23 protein-coding genes and 1 pseudogene are annotated in these 12,400 nt (G+C 59.8%); all 24 read right to left on the bottom strand.

Annotation, left to right across the window (positions count from 1 at the left end; translation table 11 throughout):
- Positions 1–61: 61 nt before the first annotated feature.
- Entirely contained in the window at positions 62–712 is a 651-nt protein-coding gene (locus tag EV286_RS24910) for an adenylate kinase (protein ID WP_132959880.1), read from the bottom strand.
- Complete coding sequence (secY, locus tag EV286_RS24905; RefSeq protein WP_132959879.1) at positions 709–2,049, bottom strand: preprotein translocase subunit SecY; 1,341 nt, start codon at positions 2,047–2,049, stop codon at positions 709–711. Before secY ends, EV286_RS24910 begins: the two co-directional genes overlap by 4 nt.
- 233 nt (positions 2,050–2,282) lie before the next feature.
- Positions 2,283–2,756: a 50S ribosomal protein L15 gene (rplO, locus tag EV286_RS24900; protein WP_132959878.1), complete on the bottom strand. Its 474-nt coding sequence runs from the start codon at positions 2,754–2,756 to the stop codon at positions 2,283–2,285.
- A 16-nt stretch (positions 2,757–2,772) separates the two neighbouring features.
- Positions 2,773–2,982: a 50S ribosomal protein L30 gene (rpmD, locus tag EV286_RS24895; RefSeq protein WP_132959877.1), complete on the bottom strand. Its 210-nt coding sequence runs from the start codon at positions 2,980–2,982 to the stop codon at positions 2,773–2,775.
- 13 nt (positions 2,983–2,995) lie between these two features.
- The gene (gene rpsE, locus EV286_RS24890; protein WP_132959876.1) at positions 2,996–3,565 is read right to left on the bottom strand and encodes a 30S ribosomal protein S5; all 570 of its coding nucleotides are present in this window, start codon (positions 3,563–3,565) and stop codon (positions 2,996–2,998) included.
- A gap of 134 nt (positions 3,566–3,699) precedes the next feature.
- A complete protein-coding gene (gene rplR, locus EV286_RS24885) occupies positions 3,700–4,062 on the bottom strand; it encodes a 50S ribosomal protein L18 (RefSeq protein ID WP_037063305.1) in 363 nt (120 codons plus the stop codon).
- Between the two features lie 12 nt (positions 4,063–4,074).
- Positions 4,075–4,608 carry a 50S ribosomal protein L6 gene (gene rplF, locus EV286_RS24880; RefSeq protein ID WP_132959875.1) on the bottom strand — a complete coding sequence of 178 codons (534 nt, stop codon included), beginning with the start codon at positions 4,606–4,608 and terminating at the stop codon, positions 4,075–4,077.
- 42 nt (positions 4,609–4,650) lie between these two features.
- Complete coding sequence (rpsH, locus tag EV286_RS24875; RefSeq protein WP_132959874.1) at positions 4,651–5,049, bottom strand: 30S ribosomal protein S8; 399 nt, start codon at positions 5,047–5,049, stop codon at positions 4,651–4,653.
- A 12-nt stretch (positions 5,050–5,061) separates the two neighbouring features.
- Positions 5,062–5,367 carry a 30S ribosomal protein S14 gene (rpsN, locus tag EV286_RS24870; RefSeq protein ID WP_132959873.1) on the bottom strand — a complete coding sequence of 102 codons (306 nt, stop codon included), beginning with the start codon at positions 5,365–5,367 and terminating at the stop codon, positions 5,062–5,064.
- 32 nt (positions 5,368–5,399) lie between these two features.
- The gene (gene rplE, locus EV286_RS24865) at positions 5,400–5,957 is read right to left on the bottom strand and encodes a 50S ribosomal protein L5 (protein WP_132959872.1); all 558 of its coding nucleotides are present in this window, start codon (positions 5,955–5,957) and stop codon (positions 5,400–5,402) included.
- On the bottom strand, positions 5,950–6,258 hold the full coding sequence (gene rplX, locus EV286_RS24860; protein WP_132959871.1) for a 50S ribosomal protein L24: 309 nt from the start codon (positions 6,256–6,258) through the stop codon (positions 5,950–5,952). The genes rplE and rplX overlap by 8 nt, the downstream gene beginning before the upstream one ends.
- Before the next feature lie 12 nt (positions 6,259–6,270).
- Positions 6,271–6,639: a 50S ribosomal protein L14 gene (gene rplN / locus EV286_RS24855; RefSeq protein WP_003573790.1), complete on the bottom strand. Its 369-nt coding sequence runs from the start codon at positions 6,637–6,639 to the stop codon at positions 6,271–6,273.
- A gap of 265 nt (positions 6,640–6,904) precedes the next feature.
- Positions 6,905–7,144, bottom strand: a complete 240-nt coding sequence (gene rpsQ / locus EV286_RS24850) for a 30S ribosomal protein S17 (RefSeq protein WP_132959870.1) — start codon at positions 7,142–7,144, stop codon at positions 6,905–6,907.
- Positions 7,145–7,156: 12 nt separating this feature from the next.
- Entirely contained in the window at positions 7,157–7,357 is a 201-nt protein-coding gene (gene rpmC, locus EV286_RS24845; RefSeq protein ID WP_037151107.1) for a 50S ribosomal protein L29, read from the bottom strand.
- Positions 7,358–7,367: 10 nt separating this feature from the next.
- Positions 7,368–7,781 (bottom strand): 50S ribosomal protein L16, encoded by a 414-nt coding sequence (gene rplP / locus EV286_RS24840; RefSeq protein WP_132959869.1) that lies wholly within the window; start codon positions 7,779–7,781, stop codon positions 7,368–7,370.
- 38 nt (positions 7,782–7,819) lie between these two features.
- Positions 7,820–8,554, bottom strand: a complete 735-nt coding sequence (rpsC, locus tag EV286_RS24835; RefSeq protein WP_132959868.1) for a 30S ribosomal protein S3 — start codon at positions 8,552–8,554, stop codon at positions 7,820–7,822.
- Entirely contained in the window at positions 8,554–8,943 is a 390-nt protein-coding gene (rplV, locus tag EV286_RS24830; protein ID WP_132959867.1) for a 50S ribosomal protein L22, read from the bottom strand. The genes rpsC and rplV overlap by 1 nt, the downstream gene beginning before the upstream one ends.
- A gap of 2 nt (positions 8,944–8,945) precedes the next feature.
- On the bottom strand, positions 8,946–9,224 hold the full coding sequence (rpsS, locus tag EV286_RS24825) for a 30S ribosomal protein S19 (RefSeq protein ID WP_085423139.1): 279 nt from the start codon (positions 9,222–9,224) through the stop codon (positions 8,946–8,948).
- Between the two features lie 15 nt (positions 9,225–9,239).
- Positions 9,240–10,076 carry a 50S ribosomal protein L2 gene (gene rplB / locus EV286_RS24820; RefSeq protein ID WP_132959866.1) on the bottom strand — a complete coding sequence of 279 codons (837 nt, stop codon included), beginning with the start codon at positions 10,074–10,076 and terminating at the stop codon, positions 9,240–9,242.
- A gap of 11 nt (positions 10,077–10,087) precedes the next feature.
- Positions 10,088–10,381, bottom strand: a complete 294-nt coding sequence (locus EV286_RS24815) for a 50S ribosomal protein L23 (protein WP_132959865.1) — start codon at positions 10,379–10,381, stop codon at positions 10,088–10,090.
- A complete protein-coding gene (gene rplD, locus EV286_RS24810) occupies positions 10,378–10,998 on the bottom strand; it encodes a 50S ribosomal protein L4 (protein WP_132959864.1) in 621 nt (206 codons plus the stop codon). Before rplD ends, EV286_RS24815 begins: the two co-directional genes overlap by 4 nt.
- A gap of 13 nt (positions 10,999–11,011) precedes the next feature.
- Positions 11,012–11,653 (bottom strand): 50S ribosomal protein L3, encoded by a 642-nt coding sequence (gene rplC / locus EV286_RS24805; protein ID WP_132959863.1) that lies wholly within the window; start codon positions 11,651–11,653, stop codon positions 11,012–11,014.
- 34 nt (positions 11,654–11,687) lie between these two features.
- On the bottom strand, positions 11,688–11,996 hold the full coding sequence (gene rpsJ / locus EV286_RS24800) for a 30S ribosomal protein S10 (RefSeq protein WP_003547547.1): 309 nt from the start codon (positions 11,994–11,996) through the stop codon (positions 11,688–11,690).
- A 155-nt stretch (positions 11,997–12,151) separates the two neighbouring features.
- A pseudogene (tuf, locus tag EV286_RS24795) lies at positions 12,152–12,400 on the bottom strand (elongation factor Tu); the annotation flags it as partial.

Here is a 12,400-nt window from a genome sequence, read left to right as displayed (position 1 = left end):
GCGGTGTTTAGCGGAATCAGCGCTTAAAAGCAACCATTCCGCCAAGTTTATTTTCAAAGCCTTACAGCTTCGAAAGAATGGTTTCGATGTCGGCTGTGACCTGATCAATATCGGCCATGCCGTCCACCGATCGCAGCTTGCCCTTGGCGTAGTAATAACCAACCAGGGGCGACGTTTCCTTGTAATAGGCCTGCAGCCTGGTGACGACCGTCTCGCGATTGTCGTCAGGGCGGCGCTTGAAGTGAGTCGAGCCGCAACGGTCGCAGACACCCTCGACCTTCGGCTTCAGATTCGTGTCATGGTAGCCGGCACCGCAATTGGCGCAGGTATATCGGCCGGAAACACGATCCGCGAGAACCGCGTCATCGACCTTGATCTCGATGACGGCGGACAGGTCGATGCCCTTCGCCTTCAGCATGGCTTCCGTTGCATCGGCCTGGACGAGCGTCCTGGGATAACCGTCGAGAATGAAGCCCCTTGCACAGTCCGGAGCATCGAGACGCTCTGAGACGATGGCATTGACGATCTCGTCGGAGACAAGCTTGCCAGCGTCCATGACTGCCTTTGCCCGCTTGCCTACCTCCGTGCCGGCCGCAACGGCTGCACGGAGCATGTCACCGGTGGAAAGCTGCGGAATGCCGTGCTTTTCCACGATCCGCTGGGCCTGGGTCCCCTTACCCGCGCCCGGCGGCCCCAAAAGTATAAGTCTCATCGCCCCCTCTTTCCTCCTCGCAACTTCGATTTCTTGATCAGGCCTTCGTACTGCTGTGCAATCAGGTGACCCTGGATCTGTGCCACCGTATCAAGAGTTACGCTAACCACGATCAAAAGCGAAGTACCACCAAGGGATAACGGCACCCCTGTGTTGGCCACGAGGATCTCCGGCAAGATGCAGACGAAGACAAGGTAGATCGCGCCAATCACCGTGATGCGGGTCAGCACGTAATCGATATATTCCGCAGTACGATCACCCGGACGGATGCCCGGAATGAAGCCACCGTGCTTCTTCAGATTGTCAGCCGTGTCCTTCGGATTGAAGACGATCGCCGTGTAGAAGAAGGCAAAGAAAGCGATGAGCGCGCCGTAGAGCAGCATATAGAGCGGCTGGCCATGGCCAAGGGCTGCGATGATCGAGGTCGCCCAGCCCGGCATTGCCGTGGTGCTCGAAAAGCCTGCCAAGGTCGCCGGCAGAAGCAGCAGCGAGGAAGCGAAGATCGCCGGAATGACGCCCGAGGTATTGAGCTTCAGCGGCAGGTGCGACGTATCGCCCTGGAACATCCGGTTGCCAACCTGACGTTTCGGATACTGGATCAGCAGGCGGCGCTGCGCACGCTCCACGAAGACGATCAGCCCGATGACACCGATCGCAACGACCACGACCGCCAGAATGAGGGCTGTGGAAAGAGCGCCGGTGCGACCGAGCTCGAGGGTGCCGGCGAGCGCCTGCGGGAGGCCGGCCGCGATGCCTGCGAAGATGATGAGCGAGATGCCGTTGCCGATGCCGCGCGACGTGATCTGTTCGCCGAGCCACATGAGGAACATGGTGCCGCCGAGAAGCGAAATGACCGTGGAGACGCGGAAGAACCAGCCCGGATCGATCACAAGGCCGTTGCCGCTCTCAAGCCCCACAGCGATGCCGTAAGCCTGCAGCGTGCCGAGCAGCACGGTACCGTAGCGGGTGTACTGGTTGATGATCTTGCGACCCTGCTCGCCTTCCTTCTTCAGGTTTTCGAGCGCCGGAACGACCGAGGTCATGAGCTGCACGATGATCGACGCGGAGATATAGGGCATGATGCCCAGCGCGAAGATCGCCATGCGCTGCACGGCGCCGCCGGAAAACATGTTGAAGAGGCCGAGAATGCCGCCGGACTGGCTGCTGAAAGCCTGGGCATAGGCGCCGGGGTTGAGCCCCGGAAGCGGAATATGGGTACCAAGCCGGTAGACGAGGAGAGCAGCGAGCGTGAACCACAGGCGCTTCTTGAGGTCCTCAGCCTTGGCAAAGGTCGAAAAATTCAGATTGGAAGCCAATTGTTCCGCTGCAGAAGCCATGCGTTTCTCCGCGCTACCAATTCCGGCGCTTGAGGATTGGCCGGACCCGGAATCAGTATTTCAATTGTTCAAGAGCCGGGCTTCGGACGGATTGCGGCGCAACCCTGTGCCTCACCCTTGGTTCGATCTGGACCGGCGCGGCACAGGGTGCGCCGAAGCAGGAATCGTGAGGCCCACATATGGGAGTAAAATCGCCCGGTGTGAAGCACCCCGGGCGACATATCATAAGATTATTATTCTGCCGCTGCGGCAGAAAGAAGCGTCACGGAACCACCGGCCTTTTCGATCTTCTCGACGGCCGGCTTGGAAGCGCCGGCAACCTCGAGCTTGATCTTCGCCTTCAGCTCGCCGTCGGCGAGAACGCGTACGCCATCCTTGGTGCGGCGGATAACGCCGGCAGCCTTGAGGGCGGCGGCGTCAACGGTCGCCTTGGCGTCGAGCTTGCCTGCGTCGATGGCGGTCTGGATGCGTGCCAGCGAGACGACGACGAAGTCAGCCTTGAAGATGTTCGTGAAGCCGCGCTTCGGCAGACGGCGGTAGATTGGCATCTGGCCGCCTTCAAAGCCGTTGATGGCGACGCCGGAACGGGACTTCTGACCCTTCACACCGCGACCACCGGTCTTGCCCGAGCCCGAACCGATACCGCGGCCGAGGCGCTTGCGGCTGTGGGTCGAACCTTCGTTGTCCTTGATTTCATTGAGTTTCATGAGCGTTACTCCGGTCTCACTTCTCGTCGACAACGCGAACGAGATGCTGGACTGCACGGATCATGCCACGAACCGAAGGCGTGTCCTCCAGCGTGCGGCGACGATGCATCTTGTTCAGTCCGAGACCGATCAGCGTCTTGCGCTGGACGTCCGGACGGCGAATCGGGCTGCCGATCTGTTCGACAGTAACCGTCTTCGCTTCAGTCTTCTTGGTAGCCTTGGCCATCAGTCAAGCTCCCTTATTCTTCAGAGGCGTTGCCGGAGGCGCTGCGACGAGCCTGAAGCGTGGCGTACTTGATGCCGCGCTGAGCTGCGATGTCCTTCGGGTGAACCTGGTGCTTCAGAGCGTCGAAGGTAGCGCGAACCATGTTGTACGGGTTCGACGAACCGGTCGACTTGGCAACGACGTCGTGGACGCCGAGCGTTTCGAAAACGGCGCGCATCGGGCCACCGGCGATGATACCGGTACCGACCTTGGCCGAGCGAAGCAGAACCTTGCCGGCGCCATGGCGGCCATGAACGTCGTGATGCAGCGTACGGCCGTCACGCAGCGGTACGAAGATCAGTTCGCGCTTGGCAGCTTCAGTCGCCTTGCGGATTGCTTCCGGCACTTCGCGTGCCTTGCCGTGACCGAAGCCAACGCGGCCCTTCTGGTCACCTACGACAACGAGAGCGGCAAAACCGAAGCGGCGGCCACCCTTAACAACCTTGGCAACGCGGTTGATCGCGACCAGCTTGTCGACGAATTCGCTATCGCGTTCCTCGCGGTTCTGGCGATCGTCGCGAGAACCTCTTCTTTCTTGTGCCATTGTCCTTTTCCTTTTTCTTTTCCGGGTGCGAACGGCAAACAAAACGAAGACCGCATCAACCTCTCCTCAAGAAGAGCGTTTGCGGCCCGGCGAAAATCCGGCCGATGCCTGAAAGGCCCGGCCGGAATTCTTACTTAGAAGGTCAGACCGCCTTCGCGGGCTGCATCTGCCAGGGCCTTGATACGGCCGTGATAGATGAAGGCGCCACGGTCGAATACGACCTCGTTGACGCCGGCCTTGGAGGCGCGTTCAGCAACGAGCTTGCCTACGAGCGCAGCCGCTGCCGTGTCAGCACCGGTCTTCAGAGAACCGCGCAGATCCTTATCGAGGGTCGAGGCAGACGCGAGCGTCTTGCCGGCAACATCATCGATAACCTGAGCGTAGATGTTCTTCGAGGAGCGATGAACCGACAGGCGCGGACGGCCGTTGGCCACCGACTTGAGTTGACGACGCACGCGGTTGGCACGACGTGCAAGTGCTTCTTTCCTGCTAGCCATTTCGCGTGATCCTTACTTCTTCTTGCCTTCTTTGCGGACGATGCGCTCGCCAGCATACTTCACGCCCTTGCCCTTATAGGGCTCCGGACCGCGGTATTCGCGGATTTCAGCGGCAACCTGGCCGACCTGCTGCTTGTTGATGCCGGTGACGACGATTTCCGTCGGCTTCGGCACAGCGATCGTGATGCCCTGCGGCGGCTCGTAAACAACGTCGTGGCTGAAGCCGAGTGCCAGCTGCAGGTTCTTGCCCTGCATGGCAGCGCGGTAACCGACGCCGTTGATTTCGAGCTTGCGCTCGTAGCCGTCCTTGACGCCCTTGAAGATGTTCTCGATCATCGTGCGGGACATGCCCCACTTTGCACGAGCATCCTTGGACTGGCTGAGCGGCGTTACCACAACCGCATTGTTTTCGAGCTTGAGGCCGATTTCGTCATTGGCGACGAAAAACAGCTCGCCCTTCGGGCCCTTGGCAGTAACCTTCTGGCCATCGACCGTAGCCGTGATCCCAGCAGGTACCTGAACGGGCTTCTTACCGATACGAGACATTTTTCAATCCTGTCTGTTCGCTATGGAGATCCCTGCCCTGTCTTAGAAGACAGAGCAAAGAACCTCGCCACCAACGTTCTGTTCGCGAGCCTGGTGATCGGCCATCACACCCTTCGGAGTCGAAAGGATGGTGATGCCGAGGCCGTTCGCGACCTGCGGAATGGACTTGACCGAGACATAAACCCGGCGGCCCGGCTTGGACACACGGCCGATCTCACGGATCACCGATGCGCCTTCATAGTACTTGAGTTCGATGTTGAGCTCGGACTTGCCGTTGCCGAAATCGACGACGGAGTAGCCACGGATGTAGCCTTCGGCCTGCAGGACATCGAGAACACGCGCACGGAGCTTGGACGCAGGCGTCGAGATCGACGACTTGCGGCGCGAAGCACCGTTGCGGATGCGGGTGAGCATATCGCCCAATGGATCAGTCATTGTCATATGAACGCTCCCTTACCAGCTCGACTTGACGATGCCCGGCACCTTGCCGAGATTGCCCAGTTCGCGCAGCGCGATACGCGACATGCGCAGCTTGCGGTAATAGGCACGCGGACGACCAGACACTTCGCAACGGTTGCGAATGCGGGTCTTCGATCCATCGCGCGGCAGAGATGCCAGCTTGATCGAGGCCTTGAACCGCTCTTCGATCGGAAGGGACTGGTTCATAATGATCGCCTTCAGCGCAGCCCGCTTTGCGGACTGGTTGGCGACCGTCTTGCGGCGGCGCTGGTTCTTTTCAACTGCGCTTGTCTTCGCCATATCAGGTTCCTTTTCTACGCTCGTCGTTACGGTTACTGACGGAACGGGAAGTCGAACTCTTTCAGAAGAGCCCGCGCTTCGTCGTCGGTCTTAGCCGTCGTGCAAACGATGATGTCCATGCCCCACATCTGATCAACCTTGTCGTAGTTGATCTCCGGGAACACAATGTGCTCCTTGATGCCCATGGCGAAGTTGCCACGGCCGTCAAAGCTCTTCGGGTTCAGGCCGCGGAAGTCGCGAACGCGCGGCAGCGCGATGTTGACCAGGCGATCCAGGAACTCGTACATGCGGGCGCCGCGCAGCGTGACCTTCGCGCCAATCGGCATGTTTTCGCGGACCTTGAAGCCAGCGATAGAGTTGCGTGCGCGGGTGATGACCGGCTTCTGGCCAGCAATCGCCGCGAGGTCAGCGGCAGCGATAGTCGGCTTCTTCGAATCCGCAGTGGCTTCGCCAACACCCATGTTGATCACGATCTTCTCGAGCTTCGGGATCATCATTTCGTTGTCGTAGGAGAACTTCTCCTGCATCGCCTTGCGAATGCGCTCGACATATTCCTTCTTGAGCCGCGGCTCATACTTTGCCTCAGCCATCGATCACTTCTCCCGAACGCTTGGCCACACGGACCTTCTTGCCATCAACGACCTTGAAACCGACGCGGGTCGGCTTGCCGTCACCGCCAACGATGGCGATGTTGGAAAGATGAACCGGGGCTTCCTTGCTGATGATGCCGGCTTCCTGGTTCTGGGTCTGGCGCTGATGGCGCTTCACGACGTTAACGCCGCGAACAACTGCGCGATCTTCCTTCGGCAGAACCTGGAGGACTTCGCCGGTGCGGCCCTTGTCCTTGCCTGCGAGCATGACGACCTTGTCGCCCTTACGAATCTTCTGCATCGATCTCGCTCCTTACAGTACTTCGGGAGCCAGCGAGATGATCTTCATGTGGTTCTTGGCGCGAAGTTCGCGCGGAACCGGTCCGAAGATACGGGTGCCGATCGGCTCTTTCTTGTTGTCGATGAGGACTGCTGCGTTCGTGTCGAAGCGGATGACGGAGCCATCCGGACGGCGGATGTCCTTGGCGGTGCGAACAACAACCGCCTTCATCACGTCGCCCTTCTTCACGCGGCCGCGCGGAATGGCTTCCTTGATCGAAACGACGATGACGTCGCCGATCGAGGCATACTTGCGCTTCGAGCCGCCCAGCACCTTGATGCACATGACACGACGCGCGCCGGAATTATCCGCGACGTCGAGGTTTGTTTGCATCTGAATCATATCAGGTCGCCTTCTTGTTTTACCGGAATGGTTGGGCTTGCGCCCCCTATCCCGGCCCATGAAAATTGTCAGCCGCCCAACTCGCCACGAAGGACCAGTAGAGACACGGCAATAGCTTGACTAGCGCGGGATCGATCGTGCCAGGGTGGTTTCCCGAACGGGACCTTCCGTGCGCTCAAAGCAAAAGAACGCCCGGCATACGAGCGTTCTGACGCTGCTTCATACAGAAATTTCGCCCAAGCGCAAGGGCCCGAGCGAAATTAACTCACTTCGCCTGGGCGGAAACGACCGTCCAGCGCTTGTCCTTGGAGATCGGTGCGCATTCCTCGATGGAAACGATGTCGCCGATCTTGTACTGGTTGTTCTCGTCGTGGGCCTTGTACTTCTTGGAACGACGAACAGTCTTCTGGAGCAGCGGGTGAGCGAAACGGCGCTCAACACGGACTACAACAGTCTTCTCGTTCTTGTCACCAACGACAACGCCCTGCAGAATGCGCTTCGGCATCTTCTTTTTCCTTTACGCCTTTGCTTCTGCCGCCTTCTGGCGGGCAATGGTTTTCACGCGGGCGATGTCCTTGCGGACTTCGTTGATGCGCGAGGACTTCTCGAGCTGGCCGGTCGCCTTCTGGAAGCGCAGGTTGAACTGCTCCTTCTTCAGGTCGGCGAGCTTGTCCTTGAGCTGATCGGCCGTGAGGCCGCGTACGTCTTCGGCTTTCATCTGCCTCTCCTTACTCTGCAATGCGCTGAACGAAGCGCGTCTTGACCGAGAGCTTGGCAGAGCCGAGGCGCAGGGCCTCGCGGGCGATCTCTTCGCTGACGCCGTCGATCTCGAACATCATACGGCCGGGCTTGACCTTGCATGCCCAGTATTCAACGGAGCCCTTACCTTTACCCATACGGACTTCGGTCGGCTTTGCGGTTACCGGAACATCCGGGAACACGCGGATCCAAACACGGCCGGCGCGCTTCATGTGACGCGTGATCGCGCGGCGGGCCGCTTCGATCTCGCGTGCATTGACGCGGTTCGGCTCCTGAGCCTTCAGGCCGAATTCGCCGAAGGCCAGGTCAGAACCGCCCTTGGCTACGCCCTTGATGCGGCCCTTGAATTGCTTGCGATACTTAGTACGCTTTGGCTGCAACATTTTCTTACTTCTCCGAGCTTATCTTTCGCCAGCGCTAATCAAGCGTTGTCGCGTTCGCGGCGACGATCGCCACGGTCGCGGTCGCGGCTTGCCGGACCCTGTGCGTCGCCTTCCATAGCGCGACGTTCGGAAGCCATCGGATCGTGCTCAAGGATTTCCCCCTTGAAGATCCAGACCTTGATGCCGCAGATACCGAATGCGGTTTCGGCTTCAGCAGTACCGTAGTCGATGTCGGCGCGCAGCGTGTGCAGCGGAACGCGACCTTCGCGGTACCATTCCGTGCGGGCGATTTCAGCGCCGCCGAGACGGCCTGCGCAGGTGATCTTGATGCCTTCGGCGCCAAGACGCATCGCGGACTGAACAGCACGCTTCATGGCGCGGCGGAAGGCCACGCGACGCTCGAGCTGCTGGGCGATCGACTGGGCGACCAGCGTCGCGTCGATTTCCGGCTTGCGCACTTCGACGATGTTGAGGTGCGTTTCCGAATTCGTCATCTCCGACAGCTTCTTGCGGAGCTTGTCGATGTCTGCGCCCTTCTTGCCGATGATCAGGCCCGGACGAGCCGAGTGGATCGTGACGCGGCACTTCTTGTGCGGACGCTCGATGACCACCTTGGAGATACCGGCCTGCTTCAGTTCGCTCATGACGAACTTGCGCATCTTCAGGTCTTCGTGCAGCAGCTGGCCGTACTCGGCATTGTCCGCAAACCAGCGGCTATCCCAGGTACGGTTGATGCCAAGACGGAAACCGATCGGATTGATTTTCTGACCCATTATGCGGCCTCCTCTTGTGCCTGCACTTCACGAACGACGATCGTCAGGTGCGCGAACGGACGCTCGATACGCGATGCGCGGCCACGGCCACGAGCGTGGAAACGCTTCATGACGATCGACTTGCCGACATAGGCTTCCGCCACGACGAGAGCGTCGACGTCGAGATCATGGTTGTTCTCGGCGTTTGCGATCGCAGATTCCAGCGTCTTCTTGACGGCGCCTGCGATGCGCTTGCGGGAGAATTCCAGCTCAGCGAGTGCGCGATCAACCTTCTTGCCGCGGATCAACGCTGCAACCAGGTTGAGCTTCTGAGGGCTGACGCGGAGCGTGCGCGCAACGGCCTGCGCCTCGTTGTCCTTCAGCCGGCGTTCGGCTTTTGCCTTGCCCATTGTTACTTCCTCTTCGCCTTCTTGTCCGCGCCGTGACCATAATAGGTGCGGGTCGGGGCGAACTCACCGAACTTGTGTCCGACCATGTCCTCATTGACGCTGACCGGAATGTGCTTGCTGCCGTTGTAGACGCCGAAGGTAAGACCTACGAACTGCGGCAGGATGGTGGAGCGGCGGCTCCACATCTTGATCACTTCTGCACGTCCGCCTTCGCGCACCTTCTCAGCCTTCTTGAGAAGATAGCCGTCAACGAACGGACCTTTCCAAACTGAACGAGCCATTGGAGACTTCCTCTCTTACTTCTTGCGCTGATGGCGCGAGCGCATGATGAACTTGTCGGTCGACTTGTTCGACCGCGTACGCTTGCCCTTGGTCGGCTTGCCCCACGGGGTAACCGGATGACGGCCACCGGAGGTGCGGCCTTCACCACCGCCGTGCGGATGGTCGACAGGGTTCATGACGACACCGCGGTTATGCGGACGCTTGCCGCGCCAAACGGTACGACCGGCCTTGCCGTCGTTGATGTTGCCGTGGTCAGGGTTCGAAACCGCGCCGATCGAGGCGAGGCAGGAACCGTGAACCAGACGCTGTTCGCCGGAGCTGAGGCGAAGGATCGCCATGCCCTGGTCGCGTCCGACGAGCTGAACGTAGCCACCAGCCGAACGGCCGATCTGACCGCCCTTGCCCGGCTTCATCTCGACGTTATGAACGATCGAGCCAACCGGAATGTACTGCAGCGGCATCGTGTTGCCCGGCTTTACGTCGACAGCCTTCTCCGAGGAGATGACCTTGTCGCCGGCGGCAAGACGCTGCGGCGCCAGGATATAGGCCTGCTCGCCATCGGCATAGTTGATCAGCGCGATGAAGGCGGTGCGGTTCGGGTCGTATTCGAGACGAACGACCGTGCCTTCGACGTCGAACTTGCGACGCTTGAAGTCGACCAGACGGTAGGTACGCTTGTGACCGCCGCCGATGAAGCGAGCCGTGATGCGGCCGAGGTTGTTACGACCGCCGCTCTTGGTCAGACCTTCCGTCAGCGCCTTGACCGGCTTGCCCTTGTGGAGGTGCGAGCGATCGACAATGACCAGCTGACGCTGGCTCGGGGTCGTCGGATTGAATGTTTTCAATGCCATTTTCTTATTCCTCAGAGACCGGTGGAGACGTCGATCGTCTGGCCTTCAGCCAGCGTCACGACAGCCTTCTTCACGTCCTTCTGCTTGCCGGCAAAACCGCGGAAACGCCTGGTCTTGCCCTTGCGGAGCAGAGTGTTGACGGCCGTAACCTTGACGCCGAAGAGCGCCTCGACGGCAGCCTTGATTTCAGGCTTCGTCGCAGTCTTGGCAACGTTGAAGACAACCTGGTTATATTCGGAAACCAGCGTCGACTTTTCGGTGATCGCCGGAGAGACGATCACATCGTAATGGCGAAGATCGGTCACTTGAAACGCTCCTCTAGAGCTTCGACGGCAGCCTTGGAAAGCACGAGCTTGCCGCGGCGCACGATGTCGTAAACGTTGATGCCCTGGATCGGCAGAACATCGATGTTCGGGATGTTCTGGGCAGCAAGCTTGAAGTTGCCATCAAGCTCGGCGCCGCCGATGAAGAGCGCGTTGGTGAGACCCAGCGTCTCGAAAACCGATGCCAGGGCCTTGGTCTTCGCTTCGGCAGCAACGAGGCTGTCGATGACGATCACGTCATCAGACTTGAGCTTTGCCGAAAGAGCATGACGCAGGCCGAGTGCACGGACCTTCTTGGGAAGATCATGCTCGTGGCTGCGAACAACCGGGCCGTGGGCCTTGCCGCCGCCGCGGAACTGCGGAGCGCGAGCCGAATGGTGACGAGCGCGGCCCGTACCCTTCTGCTTGTACATCTTGGCGCCGGTACGGTTGATTTCCGCGCGGCCCTTCGACTTGTGCGTGCCCTGCTGCTTCTTGGCGAGCTGCCAGCGGATTACGCGAGCGAGAATGTCCTCGCGCGGCTCGAGGCCGAAAATCGCATCAGAAAGGGAAACCTTCCCGGCGTCTTTTCCCTCGAGGGTCTTGACGTTCAATTCCATTGGTCTGGCTCCCTTACTTCGCGGCCGACTTGACGGCATCGCGCACGATGATCCAGGCACCCTTGGAACCGGGTACTGCGCCCTTGACCAGGATCAGACCGCGATCTTCATCGGTCGAAACCACTTCAAGGTTCTGGGTCGTTACGCGCGTCTGGCCCATGTGACCAGCCATCTTCTTGTTCTTGAAAACCTTGCCCGGATCCTGGCGCGAACCCGTCGAACCATGCGAGCGGTGCGAAACAGACACACCGTGCGTGGCGCGAAGACCGCCGAAGCCATGGCGCTTCATGGCGCCGGCAAAGCCCTTACCGATGGTCGTACCCGTCACGTCGACGAGCTGACCTGCTGCGAAGTGACCAGCCTTGAGCTCAGTGCCAACCTCAAGCAGGTTGTCTTCCGTGACACGGAATTCCTGCAGCTTGGCCTTCGGCTCGACGTTGGCGATCGCGAAGTTTCCGCGCATTGCCTTAGACGTGTTCTTGACCTTCGCCTGGCCGGCACCGAGCTGAACTGCGGTGTAGCCATTCTTTTCTACTGTGCGCTGGGCCACGACCTGGCAGCCTTCCATGCGCAATACTGTTACAGGGACATGCTCGCCGGCGTCGTTATAGACGCGGGTCATTCCCACCTTCTGTGCAATCACACCTGAACGCATCGGTTCAATCCTTCTCACTCAGCTCGAGACCAGCTCAGAGCTTGATCTCAACATCGACACCGGCAGCGAGATCGAGCTTCATCAGCGCGTCTACCGTCTGCGGGGTCGGGTCAACGATGTCGAGGAGGCGCTTGTGCGTGCGCATCTCGAACTGCTCGCGGCTCTTCTTGTCGATGTGCGGGGACCGATTGACCGTAAACTTCTCGATTCGGGTCGGAAGCGGAACGGGGCCCCGGACGCTGGCACCGGTGCGCTTAGCCGTCGATACGATCTCGCGCGTGGAGGCATCGAGAATCCGGTGATCGAACGCCTTCAGGCGGATGCGGATATTCTGGCCGTTCATTCGACTTTATCCTTGTGTCTGTTATCCGCGCATCTCTCTAAGAGACACGCATTTACCTTTGGTTACTTCAGGCGGGCCACCGGTTTCAAAGATCGAGAGGGACACCATATCTGGCGTCCCTATCCTGCTCTTCGGGCCTGCAGCCCAGCCGCCAATTACTCGACGATGGATGCGACGATGCCGGCGCCGACGGTGCGGCCGCCTTCGCGGATCGCGAAGCGCAGCTTCTCTTCCATCGCGATCGGAACGATCAGCTCGACGGCAACCGTGACGTTGTCGCCCGGCATCACCATTTCCGTGCCTTCCGGCAGCGTGACGATGCCCGTCACGTCCGTCGTGCGGAAGTAGAACTGCGGACGGTAGTTGGTGAAGAACGGCGTGTGACGGCCACCCTCTTCCTTCGT

This window comes from Rhizobium sp. BK251, assembly GCF_004345245.1.
Taxonomy (GTDB): domain Bacteria; phylum Pseudomonadota; class Alphaproteobacteria; order Rhizobiales; family Rhizobiaceae; genus Rhizobium.
Note: the sequence above shows the minus strand (reverse complement) of the source record. Positions and strands in the feature narration are given on the sequence as shown.

Excerpts from the sequence above, each read along its gene's own strand:
- EV286_RS24910 (WP_132959880.1), bottom strand. The coding sequence starts at position 712 with ATGAGACTTATACTTTTGGGGCCGCCGGGCGCGGGTAAGGGGACCCAG.
- rplD (WP_132959864.1), bottom strand. The coding sequence starts at position 10,998 with ATGGAATTGAACGTCAAGACCCTCGAGGGAAAAGACGCCGGGAAGGTT.
- rpsE (WP_132959876.1), bottom strand. The coding sequence starts at position 3,565 with ATGGCACAAGAAAGAAGAGGTTCTCGCGACGATCGCCAGAACCGCGAG.
- rplR (WP_037063305.1), bottom strand. The coding sequence starts at position 4,062 with ATGGCTAGCAGGAAAGAAGCACTTGCACGTCGTGCCAACCGCGTGCGT.
- rplE (WP_132959872.1), bottom strand. The coding sequence starts at position 5,957 with ATGGCTGAGGCAAAGTATGAGCCGCGGCTCAAGAAGGAATATGTCGAG.
- rpsQ (WP_132959870.1), bottom strand. The coding sequence starts at position 7,144 with ATGCCGAAGCGCATTCTGCAGGGCGTTGTCGTTGGTGACAAGAACGAG.
- rplV (WP_132959867.1), bottom strand. The coding sequence starts at position 8,943 with ATGGGCAAGGCAAAAGCCGAACGCCGGCTGAAGGACAACGAGGCGCAG.
- rplX (WP_132959871.1), bottom strand. The coding sequence starts at position 6,258 with ATGCAGAAGATTCGTAAGGGCGACAAGGTCGTCATGCTCGCAGGCAAG.
- rpsN (WP_132959873.1), bottom strand. The coding sequence starts at position 5,367 with ATGGCGAAGACAAGCGCAGTTGAAAAGAACCAGCGCCGCCGCAAGACG.
- rplC (WP_132959863.1), bottom strand. The coding sequence starts at position 11,653 with ATGCGTTCAGGTGTGATTGCACAGAAGGTGGGAATGACCCGCGTCTAT.
- rplF (WP_132959875.1), bottom strand. The coding sequence starts at position 4,608 with ATGTCTCGTATCGGTAAGAAGCCCGTTCAGGTACCTGCTGGGATCACG.
- rpmD (WP_132959877.1), bottom strand. The coding sequence starts at position 2,982 with ATGGCCAAGGCTACCAAGAAGACTGAAGCGAAGACGGTTACTGTCGAA.
- secY (WP_132959879.1), bottom strand. The coding sequence starts at position 2,049 with ATGGCTTCTGCAGCGGAACAATTGGCTTCCAATCTGAATTTTTCGACC.
- rpsJ (WP_003547547.1), bottom strand. The coding sequence starts at position 11,996 with ATGAACGGCCAGAATATCCGCATCCGCCTGAAGGCGTTCGATCACCGG.
- rplN (WP_003573790.1), bottom strand. The coding sequence starts at position 6,639 with ATGATTCAGATGCAAACAAACCTCGACGTCGCGGATAATTCCGGCGCG.
- rpsS (WP_085423139.1), bottom strand. The coding sequence starts at position 9,224 with ATGGCTCGTTCAGTTTGGAAAGGTCCGTTCGTTGACGGCTATCTTCTC.
- rpsH (WP_132959874.1), bottom strand. The coding sequence starts at position 5,049 with ATGACAATGACTGATCCATTGGGCGATATGCTCACCCGCATCCGCAAC.
- rplB (WP_132959866.1), bottom strand. The coding sequence starts at position 10,076 with ATGGCATTGAAAACATTCAATCCGACGACCCCGAGCCAGCGTCAGCTG.
- rplO (WP_132959878.1), bottom strand. The coding sequence starts at position 2,756 with ATGAAACTCAATGAAATCAAGGACAACGAAGGTTCGACCCACAGCCGC.
- rpsC (WP_132959868.1), bottom strand. The coding sequence starts at position 8,554 with ATGGGTCAGAAAATCAATCCGATCGGTTTCCGTCTTGGCATCAACCGT.
- rplP (WP_132959869.1), bottom strand. The coding sequence starts at position 7,781 with ATGTTGCAGCCAAAGCGTACTAAGTATCGCAAGCAATTCAAGGGCCGC.
- rpmC (WP_037151107.1), bottom strand. The coding sequence starts at position 7,357 with ATGAAAGCCGAAGACGTACGCGGCCTCACGGCCGATCAGCTCAAGGAC.